General features: G+C 54.7%; 14 protein-coding genes. 4 read left to right on the top strand and 10 right to left on the bottom strand.

The genetic code is table 11. From position 1 onward, the window contains the following. Positions 1–61 precede the first annotated feature (61 nt). A complete protein-coding gene (locus SynBMKMC1_RS00555; protein ID WP_186472326.1) occupies positions 62–2,293 on the top strand; it encodes a glycosyltransferase in 2,232 nt (743 codons plus the stop codon). On the opposite strand, the gene SynBMKMC1_RS14570 is transcribed toward SynBMKMC1_RS00555, so the two are convergent. Further along, entirely contained in the window at positions 2,290–3,561 is a 1,272-nt protein-coding gene (locus SynBMKMC1_RS14570) for a glycosyltransferase family 2 protein (RefSeq protein WP_255486239.1), read from the bottom strand. The two genes, SynBMKMC1_RS00555 and SynBMKMC1_RS14570, sit on opposite strands and share 4 nt — an antisense overlap. A gap of 316 nt (positions 3,562–3,877) precedes the next feature. Between SynBMKMC1_RS14570 and SynBMKMC1_RS00545 the strand changes: the two genes are divergently transcribed. From SynBMKMC1_RS00545 to SynBMKMC1_RS00535, 3 genes are read left to right on the top strand one after another with little or no spacing between them, the layout of a single operon-like run. Then, positions 3,878–4,681 carry an ABC transporter permease gene (locus SynBMKMC1_RS00545; RefSeq protein ID WP_186472325.1) on the top strand — a complete coding sequence of 268 codons (804 nt, stop codon included), beginning with the start codon at positions 3,878–3,880 and terminating at the stop codon, positions 4,679–4,681. A 10-nt stretch (positions 4,682–4,691) separates the two neighbouring features. Then, entirely contained in the window at positions 4,692–6,080 is a 1,389-nt protein-coding gene (locus SynBMKMC1_RS00540; protein ID WP_255486238.1) for an ABC transporter ATP-binding protein, read from the top strand. Next, the gene (locus tag SynBMKMC1_RS00535; RefSeq protein ID WP_186472324.1) at positions 6,077–6,934 is read left to right on the top strand and encodes a class I SAM-dependent methyltransferase; all 858 of its coding nucleotides are present in this window, start codon (positions 6,077–6,079) and stop codon (positions 6,932–6,934) included. Before SynBMKMC1_RS00540 ends, SynBMKMC1_RS00535 begins: the two co-directional genes overlap by 4 nt. A gap of 9 nt (positions 6,935–6,943) precedes the next feature. On the opposite strand, the gene secA is transcribed toward SynBMKMC1_RS00535, so the two are convergent. The 9 genes from secA to rfbA form a co-directional block, all read right to left on the bottom strand. Then, the gene (secA, locus tag SynBMKMC1_RS00530; RefSeq protein ID WP_186472323.1) at positions 6,944–9,799 is read right to left on the bottom strand and encodes a preprotein translocase subunit SecA; all 2,856 of its coding nucleotides are present in this window, start codon (positions 9,797–9,799) and stop codon (positions 6,944–6,946) included. A gap of 185 nt (positions 9,800–9,984) precedes the next feature. Beyond that, on the bottom strand, positions 9,985–10,809 hold the full coding sequence (locus SynBMKMC1_RS00525) for an ABC transporter permease (RefSeq protein ID WP_186472322.1): 825 nt from the start codon (positions 10,807–10,809) through the stop codon (positions 9,985–9,987). After that, positions 10,806–11,531 (bottom strand): ABC transporter ATP-binding protein, encoded by a 726-nt coding sequence (locus SynBMKMC1_RS00520; protein WP_370593964.1) that lies wholly within the window; start codon positions 11,529–11,531, stop codon positions 10,806–10,808. Before SynBMKMC1_RS00520 ends, SynBMKMC1_RS00525 begins: the two co-directional genes overlap by 4 nt. An 88-nt stretch (positions 11,532–11,619) precedes the next feature. Then, a complete protein-coding gene (locus tag SynBMKMC1_RS00515; protein ID WP_186472320.1) occupies positions 11,620–12,735 on the bottom strand; it encodes a glycosyltransferase family 4 protein in 1,116 nt (371 codons plus the stop codon). Between the two features lie 58 nt (positions 12,736–12,793). Further along, complete coding sequence (gene rfbB / locus SynBMKMC1_RS00510; RefSeq protein ID WP_186472319.1) at positions 12,794–13,867, bottom strand: dTDP-glucose 4,6-dehydratase; 1,074 nt, start codon at positions 13,865–13,867, stop codon at positions 12,794–12,796. Between the two features lie 10 nt (positions 13,868–13,877). Then, positions 13,878–15,233 (bottom strand): sugar transferase, encoded by a 1,356-nt coding sequence (locus SynBMKMC1_RS00505; protein WP_186472318.1) that lies wholly within the window; start codon positions 15,231–15,233, stop codon positions 13,878–13,880. Next, positions 15,220–16,152 (bottom strand): dTDP-4-dehydrorhamnose reductase, encoded by a 933-nt coding sequence (gene rfbD, locus SynBMKMC1_RS00500; protein WP_186472317.1) that lies wholly within the window; start codon positions 16,150–16,152, stop codon positions 15,220–15,222. Before rfbD ends, SynBMKMC1_RS00505 begins: the two co-directional genes overlap by 14 nt. Continuing rightward, entirely contained in the window at positions 16,149–16,766 is a 618-nt protein-coding gene (gene rfbC, locus SynBMKMC1_RS00495; protein WP_186472316.1) for a dTDP-4-dehydrorhamnose 3,5-epimerase, read from the bottom strand. Before rfbC ends, rfbD begins: the two co-directional genes overlap by 4 nt. Next, positions 16,756–17,697 carry a glucose-1-phosphate thymidylyltransferase RfbA gene (gene rfbA, locus SynBMKMC1_RS00490; protein WP_186472315.1) on the bottom strand — a complete coding sequence of 314 codons (942 nt, stop codon included), beginning with the start codon at positions 17,695–17,697 and terminating at the stop codon, positions 16,756–16,758. The genes rfbC and rfbA overlap by 11 nt, the downstream gene beginning before the upstream one ends. Positions 17,698–17,727 lie beyond the last annotated feature (30 nt).

Raw genomic sequence — 17,727 nt, 5'->3', positions numbered from 1 at the left:
ATTGGTAAAGAAAGAAGAGCAAGTCCCCCAAGACTCCAGCCACCCCTTTTAACCCTCACGAATGGACACAAACAACGATTCATTATCATCACAACGACCATTAAGCGGCGCAAGAGAATTGCTGCGATGGGGATATCGCCACTTGCCATTACCTACCAGCGTGAAAAGAGGACTCTGGCGAAGGATCCAAATCTTAAAATTACGAGTCAATCTCAAATTAGGCCTTAAAAGCAAACCCTATGTGCCTCAAATAACAGACAAAATCCTTGATGATGAACTAAAAGATACGATTAGTAAACTGCATCTCAACACAAGTCGAGAGAATGTTGAAATCAGCATTATCATCCCTTGTTATGATCAGATTTCATACACGATTCATTGCCTACAATCTCTGGTTGAAAATCCGAGCAAGCTTTCGACAGAAGTCATACTCATCAATGATGATTCGCCGCAAGACGATTACAGATTACTCGATTCAATCCCTGGCCTAATCGTAATCCACAATGATGTCAATCTCGGATACCTTGAGAGCTGCAACAAGGCGGCTGCACTCGCTAAAGGTCGCTTTCTCTATCTGCTTAACAACGATACTTTTGTCACAGATGGAAGCATCGATGCACTTCATCAAACTTTTTTAAGAAACCCCAATTGTGGTCTTGTTGGTTCAAAGTTAATGTACCCCAATGGGATTCTGCAGGAGGCAGGAGGAATCGTATGGAAAGATGGATCGGCTTGGAACTACGGACGTTTCGAAAACGGGCTTGAACCAAAATACAATTATCTGCGTTCAGTCGACTATTGCTCAGCAGCGTCGGTGATGATTCCCACCCATCTCTTTAACACTCTGGGTGGATTTGATTTGATCTACAAACCTGCCTACTATGAAGATACCGACTTAGCGATGAAAATTCGACAATTAGGACGGGATGTTTTATACCAACCGAGATCAGAAATCGTTCATTACGAAGGCATAAGCCATGGAACTGACACCGGTCAAGGTCTTAAAAAGCATCAATTAATCAATCACAAGACTTTCAAATCAAGGTGGCTACAAGAACTCAGCGATCACCGCGAGAATGGTAATCATCCAGAATTAGAAAAAGATCGTGGCTTCAACCATCGGGTCTTGCTGATCGACAAATGCACTCCATCGCCAGATCGGGATGCAGGCTCGGTTGTTTTATTAAATTTGATGCTTATGCTCAGGCATTTGGGCTATCAACCAACGTTCATACCAGACGACAATTATGCCAATTTAGAGCCCTATACTCCTCTTTGCCAAAGCTTAGGAATTGAATGTTTGTATGCTCCACACGTGACCAATGTTCCTCAACATCTCGCAAAACAAGGCAATCGCTACGATTTAGTCATTCTTTTTAGACCTGATCTTACATCAACCCATCTCATCACAATTCGCAAACACTGCCCGGATGCAAAAGTCATTTATTATCCTCATGATCTCCATTTCATTCGATTGGAACGCGAAGGCAAGCTTTTAAACAAAAAGCAATTAATCAGCTTCGCAGAGAAAAGTCGCATCACAGAATTAGCGAATAGCGAACAATCAGATTGCACCATTGTCGTAAGTACAAGCGAACGAGATCAGCTACAAGAACTCCTTCCAAACGCACGGGTTAACTTTCTGCCGTTGGTCTTTAGTGAGCAAAGTGCTGCACAGAACAGACCTCGATTCGGAAATCTCGACATGGTCTTTATCGGCAACTTCAACCATACCCCAAATGGAGATGCTGTTCGTTGGTTCGCCAATGAAGTGCTGCCGCTCATCCTCAAGCAACTACCGGATGCACGTTTTCACGTTGTCGGCGCTAATCCTCCACAAGATATTGCAAGAATGGCCAGTGAGTCAGTGATCATTCATGGTTTCGTTGAAGACCTTGACTCTCTTCTGAGTTCAATGACTGTATCTGTTGTTCCCTTGCGGTTCGGTGCGGGAATGAAAGGAAAAGTCGGGTCAGCATTGCGCTGTGGTCTACCAGTGATTAGTACAAGTATTGGCTGCGAAGGCATGTCTTTAGAAGCAGGAGATGGAACGATCATTGCGGACAGTTCACAAGCGTTTAGCGAGTCAGTGATCCAAGCATTAACATCCGAAACGTTGTGGAACTCTCTGAGTGACAAAGGCAAAGCTGCCTGTGAAAAGCTTTGGGGCAAACAAGCAGCCGTTGAACGCTTCGAAACAATTCTTGCTGATCTCGGGCTAACAGTGAGTCATCAAAGGCCTTTAGACAGCCTCAAACTCTATCCCTTCAATGACAATTCATCCTCAACTTAAAAGAAAGACCAACCCCATTTACGGAAATAACTCCATGCACTAATAAAATTCACGATCATAAGGCTAAAACTTTTGTAATTACCTCTCCCCCAGTTGTGGATCACACTGGCCACCGGGAGATGCACGCATCGTCCCTCCAAGGCAAGGCGTCGTGTCAGGTCAGCATCTTCGAGATAAAGAAAAAAGCGCTCATCAAATCCACCCGCTCGACAAAATGCACTGCTCTTCATCAGCATGCAACATCCACTGAGATAGGGAGCCTCAAAAACAGAATGATAATCACAATCAGCCATCACATACCAGCGATCATACTGCCTTAGAGATCGTGGCTTAACTGAATCAGGCACAAATCGTCGACTAAACAATCCAAGCAGTGTTGGATTCTGCTTGCATAGCTTTTGCACCTCTCCTCTTTCATCGAGGATTTGTGGCACTGACAAACTGACCTCTGGATGTTGATGCATCCAATGCAAAAGTGTCTCAAATGTTCCGCTGCTCCAGGCCAAATCAGTATTCAATACGCCTATAAAGGGAGGCAGCAGCCCTAGACGTAAGACCAAACGGTTCACCGCGCGTCCATAGCCTGGATTATCAAGATTGGTCAGGAAGCAATCTGCACCCGTCTTCAACTGATCAACCGGTTCACCAGGCTGGTAATCGTTCACCACCACCGCGTAGCCAATGTCAGGCGTTAGCTCTGCGAGGCAAGCTTGCAGTGTTTCCACCTCCTGCATTGAGGGGTGATAAGCCACCAAAAGGATCAGTAATTGTCGCTGTTGTCTTGATGGCGCCGCAACATTTTGGGTCTGTTGGTGCGCGAGCGAAGACGGTGATGTCGCAAGCACTGACAAAGACGAGCGCCGCGTTGCATGGCGTCTGGCCAACACCTGGAGGCAACGTCGCTGCAGACATCCCCAAAACGCCATCACCGTGACCACGATCAACAACGTGCTGCGGTGAAACCAAATCTGTGAGTCAGGAGCATTGAGCAACCAAGCGAACGTGACCGTAAACAGCAAGGCCGTCGTGATCACCCACAACCAACGTTGCACCAGCCTGCGATAGGACATCCAAGGCCAACGCAGATACGAGTAACCACCAAAAAACCAGGCCGGTAGCAAGAAGCTCAAGGCAACGATGAAACCCTCAGGCTGCACAAGCAAGGCAGGGTTCTGCTCACGCAAAACCGCTGCGAGCCAAACCCCAGCGAGCAGCCCAACAAGGTCAAGACCAACACTGAGCCATAGCAGTGGATGAAAGCGACTCATGGCTGCTGACCAAGACCGCGACCGGAGAAATCGAGGCAAGGGCCGTGCAGTTGACACCGATCACAGAAAGGGCGATACCGCATCAAGGTGTGCTTGCTTCAAGCTCCAAAACTATGACAAGACTGTCTGGAGCGTCCGACTGGCCCAAACCATGCTCCCCCACCAAGCAGCCGCCAGCTGCAGGGGGTGCATCTAGAGGTCGCCTAAGGTCGTTCTGCAACCATTCAGACACGCTCAGAGGCAACGCTGAGGAGGCCAACGACCGTCGCGTTTCTGAGATGATGCAGCTCGAGGACCAAGCACGAAACACACAGGAATGAAAGTCAAATTTATCGCCAGCCTTTGGTCAAATCGCGAACTGTGGTGGCGGCTTACAGAACGGGAAATTTTAGGGCGTTACAGAGGATCGGCTCTTGGAATTTTGTGGAGTTTTATAACACCTCTGGCCATGCTTGCCGTTTACACATTTGTGTTTTCGCAAGTGTTCAAAGCACGCTGGGGCACCCTCGAAAATGCTGGCCCCCTGGGATTTGCAATTAATCTTTTTGCTGGATTAATTGTTTTTAATGTGTTCAGCGAATGTAACAGCAGAGCGCCAAACCTGATTTGCTCGAATCCAAATTATGTCAAAAAAGTGATCTTCCCTCTCGAAACCCTCGGTAGTGTTGCCGTTGGCAACGCAGGATTTCATGCATTAACAAGTTTATCGATATTGCTGGTTTTTGAACTCATCGCCATGCAACGCATTCCGCTCACAGTCTGTTGGCTGCCACTCGTCTGGCTGCCTTTAATTTTGCTGTCTTTGGCTGGAACTTGGATCCTTTCAGCGGCAGGAGTCTTTCTCCGTGATATCGGACAATTAATCAACGTAGCTCTTAATATGCTGATGTTTTTAAGTCCAATCTTTTTTCCAGTTTCAGCACTGCCTGAACGATGGCAACCAATCCTAAGCCTCAACCCACTCGCGGTGATTATCGAGCAAACAAGGCGGGTGACCATTCAAGGTCTCAATCCACAACCTCTGTACATTGTTGCTGGAACAATGGCAGGATTTGCAATCTGCGAAATCAGTTTTCGTATATTCCAAAAATCAAAAAGAGCGTTTGCCGATGTCCTCTAGAGCGAATCCAATGAAGTCCTCATCAGTGCCTCCTATCAGTGTCAACAATCTAGGTAAGTGCTTTCAAATCTACGACAATCCAAAAGCGCGATTGAAGCAGGCAATCTGGCGTGGCCGTCGGCAATACTACAAAGAATTTTGGGCCCTGCAAGACGTCAATTTTGAGCTATCCAAGGGTGAAAGCCTTGGTGTTATAGGACGAAATGGAAGTGGCAAAAGCACACTTCTTCAATTGATATGCGGTACTTTAACCCCAACAACCGGCGACGTCGACACCCATGGGCGCATTGCAGCTTTACTCGAATTAGGCAGTGGATTTAACCCTGAATTTACTGGCATTGAGAATGTATTTCTCAATGCTTCAATGCTGGGATTAAGCAAAGAGGAAACAAGCAGCCGCCTGGATGACATCCTGGCTTTTGCTGATATTGGAGACTTTGTCGATCAACCGGTGAAGGCTTACTCCAGTGGTATGGCCGTGCGCTTGGCTTTTGCTGTTATTGCCCATGTTAATGCAGACATTTTGATCGTCGACGAAGCACTATCTGTTGGCGATGTCTTCTTTAATCAAAAATGCATGCGGTTTATTAATCGCTTCAGGGAAAATGGAAGCCTATTGTTTGTCAGTCACGATGCATCAGCCGTCACATCACTGTGTGATCGAGCACTGTTGCTTGATCGCGGTCAGCAAATTTCACTGGGCACGCCCAAAGAAATTCTTGATGAATACACACGACAGCTTTATGCCAGCAGCCAAACGCTTGCCACGATTGATACAAAACAGGCAGAAGCTGATGGTCAAGAAAGCTATGGCGAGTCAACCTGGATTGACTATCGATCGACACTGATCAACTCATCAAAACAGGCCAATCTCTTAAAAATCACACAATTCAGTGATGACCTGTTGTCGCGAGAAAGTTTTGGCAATGGCAAAGCCTCCATCATCGATGCAAAATTAATGGAAGCGCATTCAAAACAACCTTTGCTTTGTGCACGTGGCGGAGAGCGAGTCATTCTACAAATTGAGGCAAAGGCCGCACAAGCGATTGAGAAACCAATCGTTGGGTTTATTCTCAAAAATGCAAAAGGAATGACCATGCTTGGTGACAACACTCTCAATAGCCAAAAGAGTCTTCTCGGCGACATGCCACCTGCAATCGACGCCGGTGATCTTTACCACACAGAATTTGAATTCACGCTGCCAATGCTGCAAAAAGGGCACTATTCGTTAACTCTTTCTCTGGCGGAGGGCAATCAAGAAGAGCACGATCAATTACAGTGGATGAACGACGCTCTTATTTTGGAATCGATTAACAGCTCAATTGCTGCTGGTCTCGCAGGAGTTCCCATGCATCGCATTGACCTTAGAATTGAAAAAAATAGCGATCAACAAGCATGACATCTCCATCATTGACTCTCCTTCCCGATTACATCGGACCGTCCACTTGGTGGCAGCATGTTCCAATCGCTCACTGGCTGATGTGTGAGGTGAAACCTCAATCAGTCGTTGAGCTCGGCACACACTATGGAGTGTCTTTCTTTGCTTTCTGCGAGGCAGCTGAGGCCTTCTCCAAAACGAGTTTCCTCTATGCGGTTGACACCTGGGAAGGCGATCATCAGGCAGGTCATTATGGACATGAGGTTTTTGAGAAAGTAAAATCCCATGCTGACCGCAAACACAGACTGCGTTCACGCCTGATCCGCTCCACATTTGATGACGCAGCTCAATACTTCGACGATCAATCCATTGACCTTCTCCATATCGATGGATTACACACCTATGCTGCTGTCAAGCATGATTACGAGACCTGGCTACCAAAGTTAAAAGAGAACTCCATAATCCTTTTTCACGATATCAATGTGCGTGAGCGTGAATTTGGGGTTTGGAAACTTTGGGATGAGCTTAAAGAAACCCACACCACTTATGAAACTGCGAATGGCCATGGCCTTGGCATCCTGCTCCGTGGTGATCGACTAAAAGAAACGATGGCACCATTTCCAGAAGCTCTCCCAATTCTGACAAGCAAAGGCGTACTCCTCGAAATGATGGCTGAACGTAGCGACGAAGGAAGTTTTGAATCCCGTCTAAGCCAGCAAGAAATCAATCATCTCATCGCAACAAATAAACATCTACAACAGACGCTCTTTGACACTCAAGCACAACTCAACGCAGTCTTGACTTCCAGAACCTGGAGGTACTCGCGGCGCTTGTTGTCTTTCCTGCCCCGTCGCCAACAACGACAGTCTCCCTAAAGCCCTCGTTCAAGCTGTTGTTGAGGGTTTCGCTGGAGGCGCAGGCTGAAACATGAACATGGAATAGATCACGTTGCGGCGCATGTTGGTCATCATGTCCAGGAACATGTCGTAACCCTCGTTCTTGTATTCGATCAGAGGGTCCTTCTGGCCGTAACCGCGTAGACCCACCGACTCGCGCAGGGCATCCATCGACTGCAGATGTTCGCGCCAGAGGGTGTCGATCTGCTGAAGGATGAAGAAGCGCTCGGCCTCGCGCATCAGCCCCGGACGCTGGTCTTCGATCTGGCCCTCCTTGAGGTCGTAGGCATTGCGCAGTTGCTCCTGGAGGAAGGCCTTGAGCTCCTCCATGGACAGGCCCTGGAGCTGATCGGGCTGGAGGTCGTCGAGCAGATACACAAACTCCTTCACCTTGCTCACCAACTGGGTCACATCCCATTCCTCCGGCGGCAGATCCGGATTCACGTAGGCCTCCACGATCTCGTTCATGGTGCGCTCGCCATAACCCACCACCTGCTTTTTGAGCTCACGGCCCTCCAACACCCGACGACGCTCGGAATACACCGCCTTGCGCTGGTTGTTCATCACCTCGTCGTACTCGAACACCTGCTTGCGGATGTCGTAGTAGTACGTCTCCACCTTTTTCTGGGCCCCTTCCAAGGAGCGGGTGAGCATGCCCGATTCGATCGGCATGTCTTCCTCCACCCGGAAGGCATTCATCAATCCGGCCACCCGGTCGCCCCCGAAGATGCGCAGCAGGTTGTCGCCCAGGGAGAGGAAGAAACGGGTGGAGCCCGGGTCACCCTGACGGCCAGCCCGGCCGCGCAACTGGTTGTCCACACGGCGGGATTCATGGCGCTCGGTGCCGATCACGTGCAAACCGCCTGCGTCGCGCACCCGTTGCTCCTCCTGTTTCACCACGTCGTCGTATTCCCCCTTCACCCGGGCGATGGCCGCACGCAGGGCGGCAATGGCGGGGTCGTCGGTGGGGGCTTTCTCTGCCGCCGTGGCGATGTGGTCTTCCAGTTCGATCACCGTGAGTGCCCGGTCGCCCCAGGCCTTCACCAGATCCTTGGCCAGATCGGCCAGGGCCTGATCGGTGTCTTCCGTGAGCTGGCAGGGGTAGAGGCTGCCGATCGCCCGGGCCTCACTGGGGGCATGGCCGTGGGGGCCGCTGGCGGGGGCTGCCTTGGCGGCGAATCCGCCGCCACCCTCAGCGCCGCTGCGCTGCAGGGGCACGGGCGGACGGTGGCCTTCCTCAGGACGCACCAACCTGGACAGCAGCACCTCGCGCAGCTTGAGTCGGGCCATGTAATCGCTGTTGCCGCCGAGGATGATGTCGGTGCCGCGGCCGGCCATGTTGGTGGCGATCGTCACTGCCCCGGAGCGGCCGGCCTGGGCCACGATCTCGGCTTCCCGCTCCACGTTCTCGGGTTTGGCATTGAGCAGGTTGTGGGGAATGTCCTCCTCCGCCAGCAGGGCACTGAGCAGCTCGCTCTTTTCCACACTGGTGGTGCCCACCAGCACCGGCCGGCCCTGTTGGTGCACCTCGGCGGTTTCCTTGGCCACGGCCCGCCACTTGGCCTCCTCGGTTTTGTACACCTGGTCCACCCAGTCCTGGCGGGCCCGCACCCGGTTGGTGGGCACGATGGTGGTTTCGAGCTTGTAGGTCTTCTCGAACTCGGTTTCCTCGGTTTTGGCCGTACCGGTCATCCCAGCGAGGCGGGGGTAGAGCAGGAAGAAGTTCTGGTAGGTGATCGAGGCCAGGGTCTGGGTTTCCGGCTGAATCGCCAGGGCCTCCTTGGCTTCGATTGCCTGGTGCTGGCCGTCGCTCCAGCGACGCCCCGGCATCACCCGGCCGGTGAACTCATCCACGATCACCGCTTCGCCGTCGCGCACGATGTAATTCACATCGCGGGTGAACAGATCCTTGGCCTTGAGGGCATTGGTGATGTAGTGGGCCCAGGGATCCTGGGGGTCGTAGAGGTCGGCCACGCCGATCATCTGCTCCGCCTTGGCAAAGCCCTCATCGGTGAGGGTGCAGCTGCGCTGCTTCTCATCCACTTCGTAATCGCCCTCTGGATCGATCCCGTCCTTGCCCATCTCGGCGGCCCGGGTGAGGGCTGCGGCCACTTCCGCTGCCTTCTGATATTTCTCCTGGGGCCGCTCCACCTGGCCGGAAATGATCAGGGGAGTGCGCGCCTCATCAATCAGGATCGAGTCGACTTCATCGATCACGCAGTACTGGAACTCCCGCTGCACCACCTCGTTGATGTCGGCGGCCATGTTGTCGCGCAGGTAGTCGAACCCGAGCTCGGAGTTGGTGGCGTAGGTGATGTCGCAGCCGTAGTTGCGGCGGCGCTCAGCAGGGGTCATGTCCTGCTGGATCAATCCCACCGACAGGCCCAGGAAACGGTGCACCTGCCCCATCCACTCGGCGTCACGACGGGCCAGGTAGTCGTTCACGGTGACCACGTGCACGCCGCGGCCGGTGAGAGCGTTGAGGAAGCTGGGCAGGGTGGCAACCAGCGTCTTGCCTTCGCCGGTTTTCATCTCAGCGATTTGCCCCTCATGCAGCACCATGCCGCCGATCAACTGCACATCAAAGTGGCGCATGCCCAGCACGCGCTTGCCAGCTTCTCGCACCACAGCGAAGGCCTCCGGCAGCAACTCATCAAGCACGGGTCGCTGATTTTCGAGGCTTCCGGCGTTATCAAGGCGCTGACGGAACTCGGCGGTACGCCGGCGCAGGTCCTCGTCGCTTAGAGGAGCCACCTCCTCTTCGAGGAGGTTGATGTCGGACACGATCGGCTGATAGCGCTTCAGCTTGCGGGCATTGGGATCACCCAGCAGCAGCTTGAGCATGGAAGGCGCTAAATCGTCTGCGCGCCAGCCTACTGAGGTCACCAGGTCTTGATACTGCGGCCAACCGAACTCTTTGGCCGGCGAGAGAACGCTGCAGACTCCCTCCCTCGCTTGGCCCCGCTGATGCTCCCAACGCTGGAGCCGCACCAGTGCTCAACCCATCACCCAGGCTTAAAGCGGCACGATCAGATCAGAAAAGGGATGTTGCGTCTCTGACTGTTTAACAACCGGATGGCCATCCAGAGGCCCAGCGCATTGGCAGCCAGGAGGACAAAGCCCACATCCCACTGGACCTCACCAGCAATCAACGTGTGCCGAACTGGAGCCAGAACCCTATAGAGAGGGTTGATGCTGGCCGTCCAGGCCACTGCTCCAAGATTCTTTTTTTCATAGAGAATTGGAGATAACAAAAACATCAACTGCAACACCACCGGCACCAGTTGATAGAGATCCCGGAAATATGCTCCCAGCAGGCAAATCAGTAGTGGAAACCAATAAATAAAAAGAAACAAATTTAGCAGTGGAAGCCAGCCCCATAGAAGTAGATTCAATGCAAGATTGTGCTGAAAAATGCTGAGGGCTATCAGCACCATCAAAAATGATTGAAGAAAAGTTTGCAACTGAAATGCCCACTCTTCAAGAGTATAAAAAATCGGATGCAAATTTATATTGTGGAGGTGCTCTCTATTATTTTCAAACAGACTCGGAGCTCCGCCAACTGCAGCACTAATGCTATTCCAAACAACCAGTCCCAAGCCTAGATACACCACATACACAGTGAAGTCTTGCACCTTAAACACGGTGCCGTAGACCCCTGCCAAAACAGCAATTGAAAAAAGATTGGATAAACCCAACCAAAAACTTCCCAACGTTGTGCGGGCGAAACGAGCACGGGTTCTCGATGTAGCCGTAAACCACCACACACGACGACTACGCCAGGCATTCAATAACGTGCAGCGCACAGTCTCACGACCTGGACGACCACTGCCAGCCGAAAAAGACACGGTCATGAGCCCTGGCGCGCGTGGTAGTAACGGAGAGCCTGCTCAAGCGGAGCATCAAACATAATGCTTCCCTGACTGAACACCAGACCGCGCTGGCAAAACCGCTTCAGGAGTTCATCGGAATGGGAGGCTAATAACAATGTGCCAGCTGAGGCCAGAAAGGTTTCCAGGCGAGACTCAGCCTTCTCGTAAAAACTGCTGTCACCAGCACCTAACACTTCATCCATGGCCAAGCACTCATGCCGAGTGCCGGTCAGCACCGCAAAGATCAATCGAGCTGCCATCCCTTGGCTATAGGTCTTCAGGGGTAGATGCACAAAATCTCCAAGTCCTGAGAAGGCCACCACTTCGCGAGAGAACGCCTCGAAGCCGCGCAGGTTGCCGTTCATCATCAAATAATGAGCCTTGATCGCCTGATGACCACTGAGCTCAGGATCGGTAATAAAGCTCTTGTTGATCATCGGATGCACGTTCACAAACGCCTGAAACACTCCTGCTGAGTGTCTGTAAATCCCCGAAACAAGGCGCAAAAACGTGGATTTGCCAGCACCGTTATGGCCGATCAAAGCCACACGCTCCCCTTCACGGATGGTGCAGCTCACATTCTCCAAAGCCGTGATCACTGCTCCACCGCGACTGCGGTTCAGCCGTCCACCGGTGACGGAGCGGATCAAGGTTGCCTTCAGGCTTCGTGTTTCGGTCGTGACAACTGGAATATCAAGGCGCACATTCTCAAGGTGCAGGGCTACAGGGGGGTCTGGAGGAGCCTGAACTTGGGGCTTAAGGCTGTGGGCGCACGGATCCATGGCGAGCAGATTACCGCCGGTGCAAAGCCCTGAGATTGTTCAGCCAGACACGGCGGGCAAACAGCTCTTCATAGCGCTGACGGGCCTGACACCCCAAGCGCCGCAGCAACGCTGAATCTGCAGCAAGCCGTTGCAACACGGCGGGCAGGGCATCGGGGGTTTGGGGCCAGGTCAACCCGGGCAACTGACCCACCCAACCCATTCCAGAACGGCGGCGTTGAAACGCCAGTGCAGGAATGCCAGCTGCCATGGCTTCCAACTGCACGATGCCGAAGGCTTCATGGCTGCGATCGGACGGGAGCACCAGCACATCGGCTTCAGCCAACTGCGCAAGCTTGGCCTTCTCATCAAGGCGACCGCAGAACAGCACCAAGTGATCGGCCTCACTGGCGAAGAGATCCCGACTGAGGGTTTCAAACGCCCCTCGGCGCGGTCCATCACCCACCACCACCAGCCGCCATGGACGAGACAGGGTGGAGAGAGCCTTCATTAACCAGTCCAGCCGCTTGTAGCTGTCGAGGCGTCCGATGAACAGCACCTTCAGGGTTCGCTCGGACATCTCAAGACGCGCTGGCAGGGCAAGAGCACAAGACTCCTGCTCCTCACTGAGGCAGCACGAGAGCACGGCCACACGATCAGCCCTGCAACCGCAGCGCAGCAACTCCTCCCGTAACAGCGGCGATGTGGTCACCACTGCAGAAAGCCTCGACACGATGAGCAATGCCAGCTGCTGATAAAGGGCATTGATCAAGCCACTAAGGCCGACGTTTGTTTCCAGAAAGAAGTGCCAGTGCGCCGTCACCCGGCGCCGGGGCCGGAGCAGCCTGCACAGGGCCAAAACCAACAGCACCCCTGGAGACGGAAGGTGACCATGGAGGGGCTCCCTTGAGCACAGAAGCTGCCAAAGCGCTGGCGAAGGCAAGGGGAATCGAACCCGTGCCAGCGGCGGAGTGCAAGGTAGACGCCTCCTTGGATAGGTCACAGGCATGGCATCGACCTCGCCAGTACTGAAGCCCTGAGCATCAAAGCTCCACACCGTCCCACCCCAAACGGCAGCGAGTTCGTGCGCCACCCGCTCCACACCGCCGTAGCCAGGAGGCCATTCTCGAAGCAACTGCTCAGTCATCGAACGATCGAACGAGCGTGGCGTCAGCGCGTGAATCATTCACGGATGCATCCCTTCCTTAACGAGAACCCATGGCCTCGCACCAGGACCGATTCTCCAAATACCAGCGCACAGTGGCTTCCAACCCTTGGGCAAAACTGTGGCGAGGCTGCCAGCCCAACTCGCTGCGAATGCGACTGGCATCAATCGCGTAGCGGCGATCGTGTCCAGGTCGGTCCTTGACAAAGCTGATCAAACGATGATGGGGAGCCCCCTGAGGATGCCATTGATCCATCAGGGTGCAGATTGCTTCCACCACCTGACGGTTGTTGCGTTCACCATCACCTCCCACGCAGTAGCTCGCCCCCACACGACCCTTGGTTGCCGCCAACAGGATGGCTTCAACATGGTCATCCACGAAGAGCCAGTCGCGAACGTTGAGGCCATCGCCGTAGAGCGGGATCGGTTCCCCTGCTGCTGCCTTGAGGATCACGACAGGGATCAACTTTTCGGGGAACTGCCAGGGTCCGTAGTTGTTGCTGCAGTTGGTGAGCACCACAGGCAATCCATAGGTGTGATGCCAGGCCCGCACCAGATGATCACTGGCCGCTTTGCTTGCGGAATAGGGGCTTCGTGGGTCGTAGGCCGTGGTTTCGGAAAACTGACCCACCGGCCCTAAGGAACCGAACACCTCATCGGTGCTGATGTGATGGAAGCGAAAGCCATCACGTCGTTCCATCGGCAAGCCCTCCCAATGCATCCGCACCGCTTGCAGCAGCTGGAAGGTGCCATTCACATTGCTACTGATGAAGGCCTCCGGTCCTGAAATCGAACGGTCAACATGGCTTTCCGCAGCCAAGTGCAAAACGAGATCAGGATCGGCCTGTCGCACAGCCGCCGCAGTGGCCTCCCCATCTGCCAAGTCCACCTCCAGCAACGTGTGGCGATCGTCTCCGGAGGAGCCAAGCTCAGCTTGCAGGCGTTCAATGCTGGTGCAGTCACTGGCATAGCCAAGCTTGTCGAGGTTGAACACCTGAACATGGCTATGGCGTAGGAGATGGCGCACCATCGCACCACCGATGAAGCCAGCCCCTCCTGTCACCAGCACACGCTGAATGGACGGGGGTAAGGACGGTGTGGACTGAATGCTCATGACCAATCCCTCAGCGGCCACCGGCCTTGAGAACGGTTTTGATCGTACGGAACAGGATCACGAGGTCCAGCCAGGTACTGAAGTGCTTGAGGTAGTAGAGGTCGTACGACAACTTCAGGTCGGAATCTTCAATGCTGCTGGCGTAAGGGGCACAGACCTGGGCCCATCCACTTAATCCAGGGCGCATCCAGTGACGCTTGCGGTAATGGGGGATGTGATGCTCCAGCTCCAGTTCCAGCTCAGGACGCTCAGGACGCGGACCGATCAGGCTCATCTCACCGGACAACACATTGAGTAACTGAGGCAGTTCGTCGAGGCGTAGACGTCGCAACAGCTGACCCACCCTGGTGATGCGCTGGTCGCCGCGCTGGGTCCAGGTCGCCGGTGAGTCAATGGGTTGCACATGCATCGTGCGCAGCTTGAACAAACGGAAGGGCCGACCCAGCCAACCGCTGCGCTTCTGTACGTACAGCACTGGACCACGATCCTCCAGCCAAATCAACAACGCTGCGATCCCGATGAGTGGAGCCGTCAGCAGCAACAAACCACCGGCCACCAAGAGGTCTGCGACTCGCTTGAGCTGGGCCTGCACACTGAACGATGACGCCCAAGGCAACTCGTCGTAACTCAAACTCGTCTCCGGCAGGAATGCCGGCGGCAATCGTTCCTGCTGCTGCTCAAACAAACTCACAGGTGACACCAGCTGCACCTGGCGTGGGTCCTGGCTCTCCAAGGTTTCCAATAAGGACGCCAAGTGCGGGTCGTTTTCCAGTGGTGTTGGCAGTGCCACCAGCATGGGATGGGTGTTGTTGCGCAACGCCAACAGAAGCTGGTCAACACTCACCGGCTCCAGCCGCTCGCGCTGCGGCATGCGTTGCCAACTGATCAGCAACGCGTTTTGAACATCCCCGCCCGCCAGCAACAAAAGGCGAGGCTGATCGGCCATAAGCACGCCGCGGCGCAGGCCCACGCGCACCAGGAGCGACCAAACAAAGAGCAGACCCAACCACAGACTCTGCACCCTCCGATGCAAGAGCCAAACCTCCTCTCCAGGATTGATCAACCAACGGGCCATGGCGATCACCATCAATGTGACAACGCTGGTGAGTAGCAGTCTTTGCAGGAGCACCGGCAACGCCAACTGTCGCCAGCGCAGCACTGTGTAGCTGCCAAACAACCAACCAAGAAGCGGATAGAGCAAAAAACAGAACACCAGCCAGGCACCCTGGCCGTTGACGTTCAGGCCGCCCATTGGCACCAACCACGCATCAGGGCTCGCCACAATCAACAAAAGGATGAGCAGCTGCCCGAGCCAGTCGAGCAGGACTGCACGAAGGATGAGTGTGCGCGGATCACGCCCCCACATCAGCAATCACCATCCTTAAAGCTGCACGCCAATGACGGACTGGCACACCGAGCACCCTTCGGGTTGCACTGCAATCCAGCAGGGAGTAGGTCGGCCTACGGGCTGGTGTTGGGTACTCAGCCGTGGTGATCGGTTCCACGGACGCAGCGTGATCCAGCAATCCGGCCTCCACCGCCAGATCGCCGATGGCAACGGCAAAGTCATACCAACTGGCGACGCCCGCATCGCTCCAGTGAAGAACGCCGCTCACCCCTTGCTCCAGCACCGCCCAGCAAGCCGTCGCCAGGCTGGTGGTACTGGTGGGACAGCCAACCTGGTCGGCCACAACGCGCAGAGGCTCTCCACGCGCAGCTCGCTGGGCGTGGAGGCGCAGCATTGTGAGAAGAAAATTGCTCCCTACGGGGCCATACACCCAGCTGGTCCGAAGCACTGTGGCGCGGCTCTGGGTGATGGAGCCGAGAATTTGCGTCACCGCTTGCTCTCCAGCAGCCTTGGTTTCTCCATAGACGCCGACGGGGGCTGGCTTCTGCTCTGGCTGGTAAGGACAGCCTTGCGCGCCGTTGAAGACAAAATCAGTGCTGAGCTGAAGCAGACGTGAGGACGGGCAATGCTCAGCGATGGCTTCAGCCAGAGCTTGGGGGGCTCCGGCATTCACCGCATGCGCCAGTTCGGGCTCCGATTGCGCTCGATCGACTGCGGTGTAGGCACCAGCGTTGATCACCCAGTCGGGCCGATGGGTTGCGATCGCAGCGCGGCACGCTTGCGGATCAGCAAGGTCCAACGGATGAAGCCCTTGGCTGGGGTTTGCACAACGCGCTGTTGCGATGCACTCCAATGACTCGCCATTGATCTGAGCCGGCAGCGACGTGCGCAGAGCCTGGCCAAGCTGACCCTGAGACCCGGTGAGCAACACTTTCATTCCCACACCTCACCGGCTGCTTGGAGATGCTCCAAATCAGGTGCAGCAGCATCCTTGTCAGCGAGCAAGGGCTGTTTGACAGAGGCCTGGTCAAGGGGCCAGGCAATGGCGAGCGCTGGGTCATCCCAACGCAGTGAACGTTCACAGTCGCGGTTCCAGAACCCACTGGCCTTGTACTGCACTTCAGCGACAGCGGTCAGCGTGAGAAAGCCATGGGCAAAGCCCACCGGCACCCAGAGCTGCTGATGGTTCTCAGCGCTGAGCTCCACACCAACCCATTGCCCAAAGGTGGACGACGATCGGCGCAGATCCACGGCCACATCGAAAATGGCGCCGACGCTGCAGCGCACCAGCTTGCCCTGAGGTTCTGGAGGCAACTGATAGTGAAGACCCCGCAACACTCCACGGCTGGAGCGGGAATGGTTGTCTTGCCGAAAGGACAACGCCTGAGCATCTTGCGCTGACACACCGGCTTCGATCAGCTCCGTGTGAAAACGACGCTCATTCCAGCTTTCATAAAAAAACCCTCGGTCGTCGCTGAACACCCTTGGGGTGATCAGCAACGGACCTTCCAGAAACACGCCGGAAAGGGTCTGGAGGGATTCAGCCGACATGGACCTGCTCCAGGGGTTTCCCAGCCAAGTTGCGCTGTAAGAGCGCATGCTCGCCAGTGGGCTCTGCCAGCAGCTGCAACAGATAACTGCCGTAGCCGCTTTTCAGCAGGGGCTGGGCTAAGCACTCGAGTTGGCCATCATCAATCCAGCCTTGGCGCCAGGCCACCTCCTCAGGGCATCCAACCTTGAGCCCTTGGCGGTGCTCAAGGGTGCGGATGTAAGCACCGGCCTCATGCAGGGAATCAAACGTGCCGGTATCGAGCCAGGCCATGCCGCGGCCCATCAGTTCCACGGTGAGCTGCTGCTGCGCCAAATACATCTGATTGAGGCTGGTGATCTCCAGTTCTCCACGAGCCGAAGGCCGCACTTGGCGCGCTCGATCCACCACCGAGGAGTCATAGAAATAAAGCCCCGTCACGGCGTAGCGACTACGGGGTTGGGTCGGCTTCTCTTCAATGCTCAAGGCCCTGCCCGAAGCATCGAACTCCACCACGCCGTAACGCTCCGGATCGCGCACGGGATAGGCAAAGACGGTGCCCCCCTGATCCCGGCTGGCAGCCGCCTGCAACTGGGGGATCAGTTCATGGCCATGGAACAGGTTGTCCCCCAGGACCAGAGCCGCTGGCGCACCATTGAGAAAATCAGCACCGATCAGAAAGGCCTGAGCCAGCCCATCGGGGCTGGGCTGCACGGCATAGTCAATCGTCATCCCCCAGGCACTGCCGTCACCAAGCAGGCGTTGAAACGCAGCCTGGTCGTGGGGGGTGGTAATGATCAGCACCTCGCGAATCCCCGCCAGCATGAGCGTGCTGAGGGGGTAGTGAATCATGGGCTTGTCGTAAACCGGCATCAGCTGCTTGCTGACAGCCGAGGTCAGTGGTGCCAACCGCGTACCACTCCCTCCAGCCAAAATGATTCCTTTCGTCGTCATCAATGAGCTGAAGCCCTGCCAGGACCATTC

The sequence above is a fragment of the Synechococcus sp. BMK-MC-1 genome (genome assembly GCF_014279955.1).
Taxonomy (GTDB): domain Bacteria; phylum Cyanobacteriota; class Cyanobacteriia; order PCC-6307; family Cyanobiaceae; genus Synechococcus_C.
This window is presented reverse-complemented; position numbering and strand designations above follow the sequence as displayed.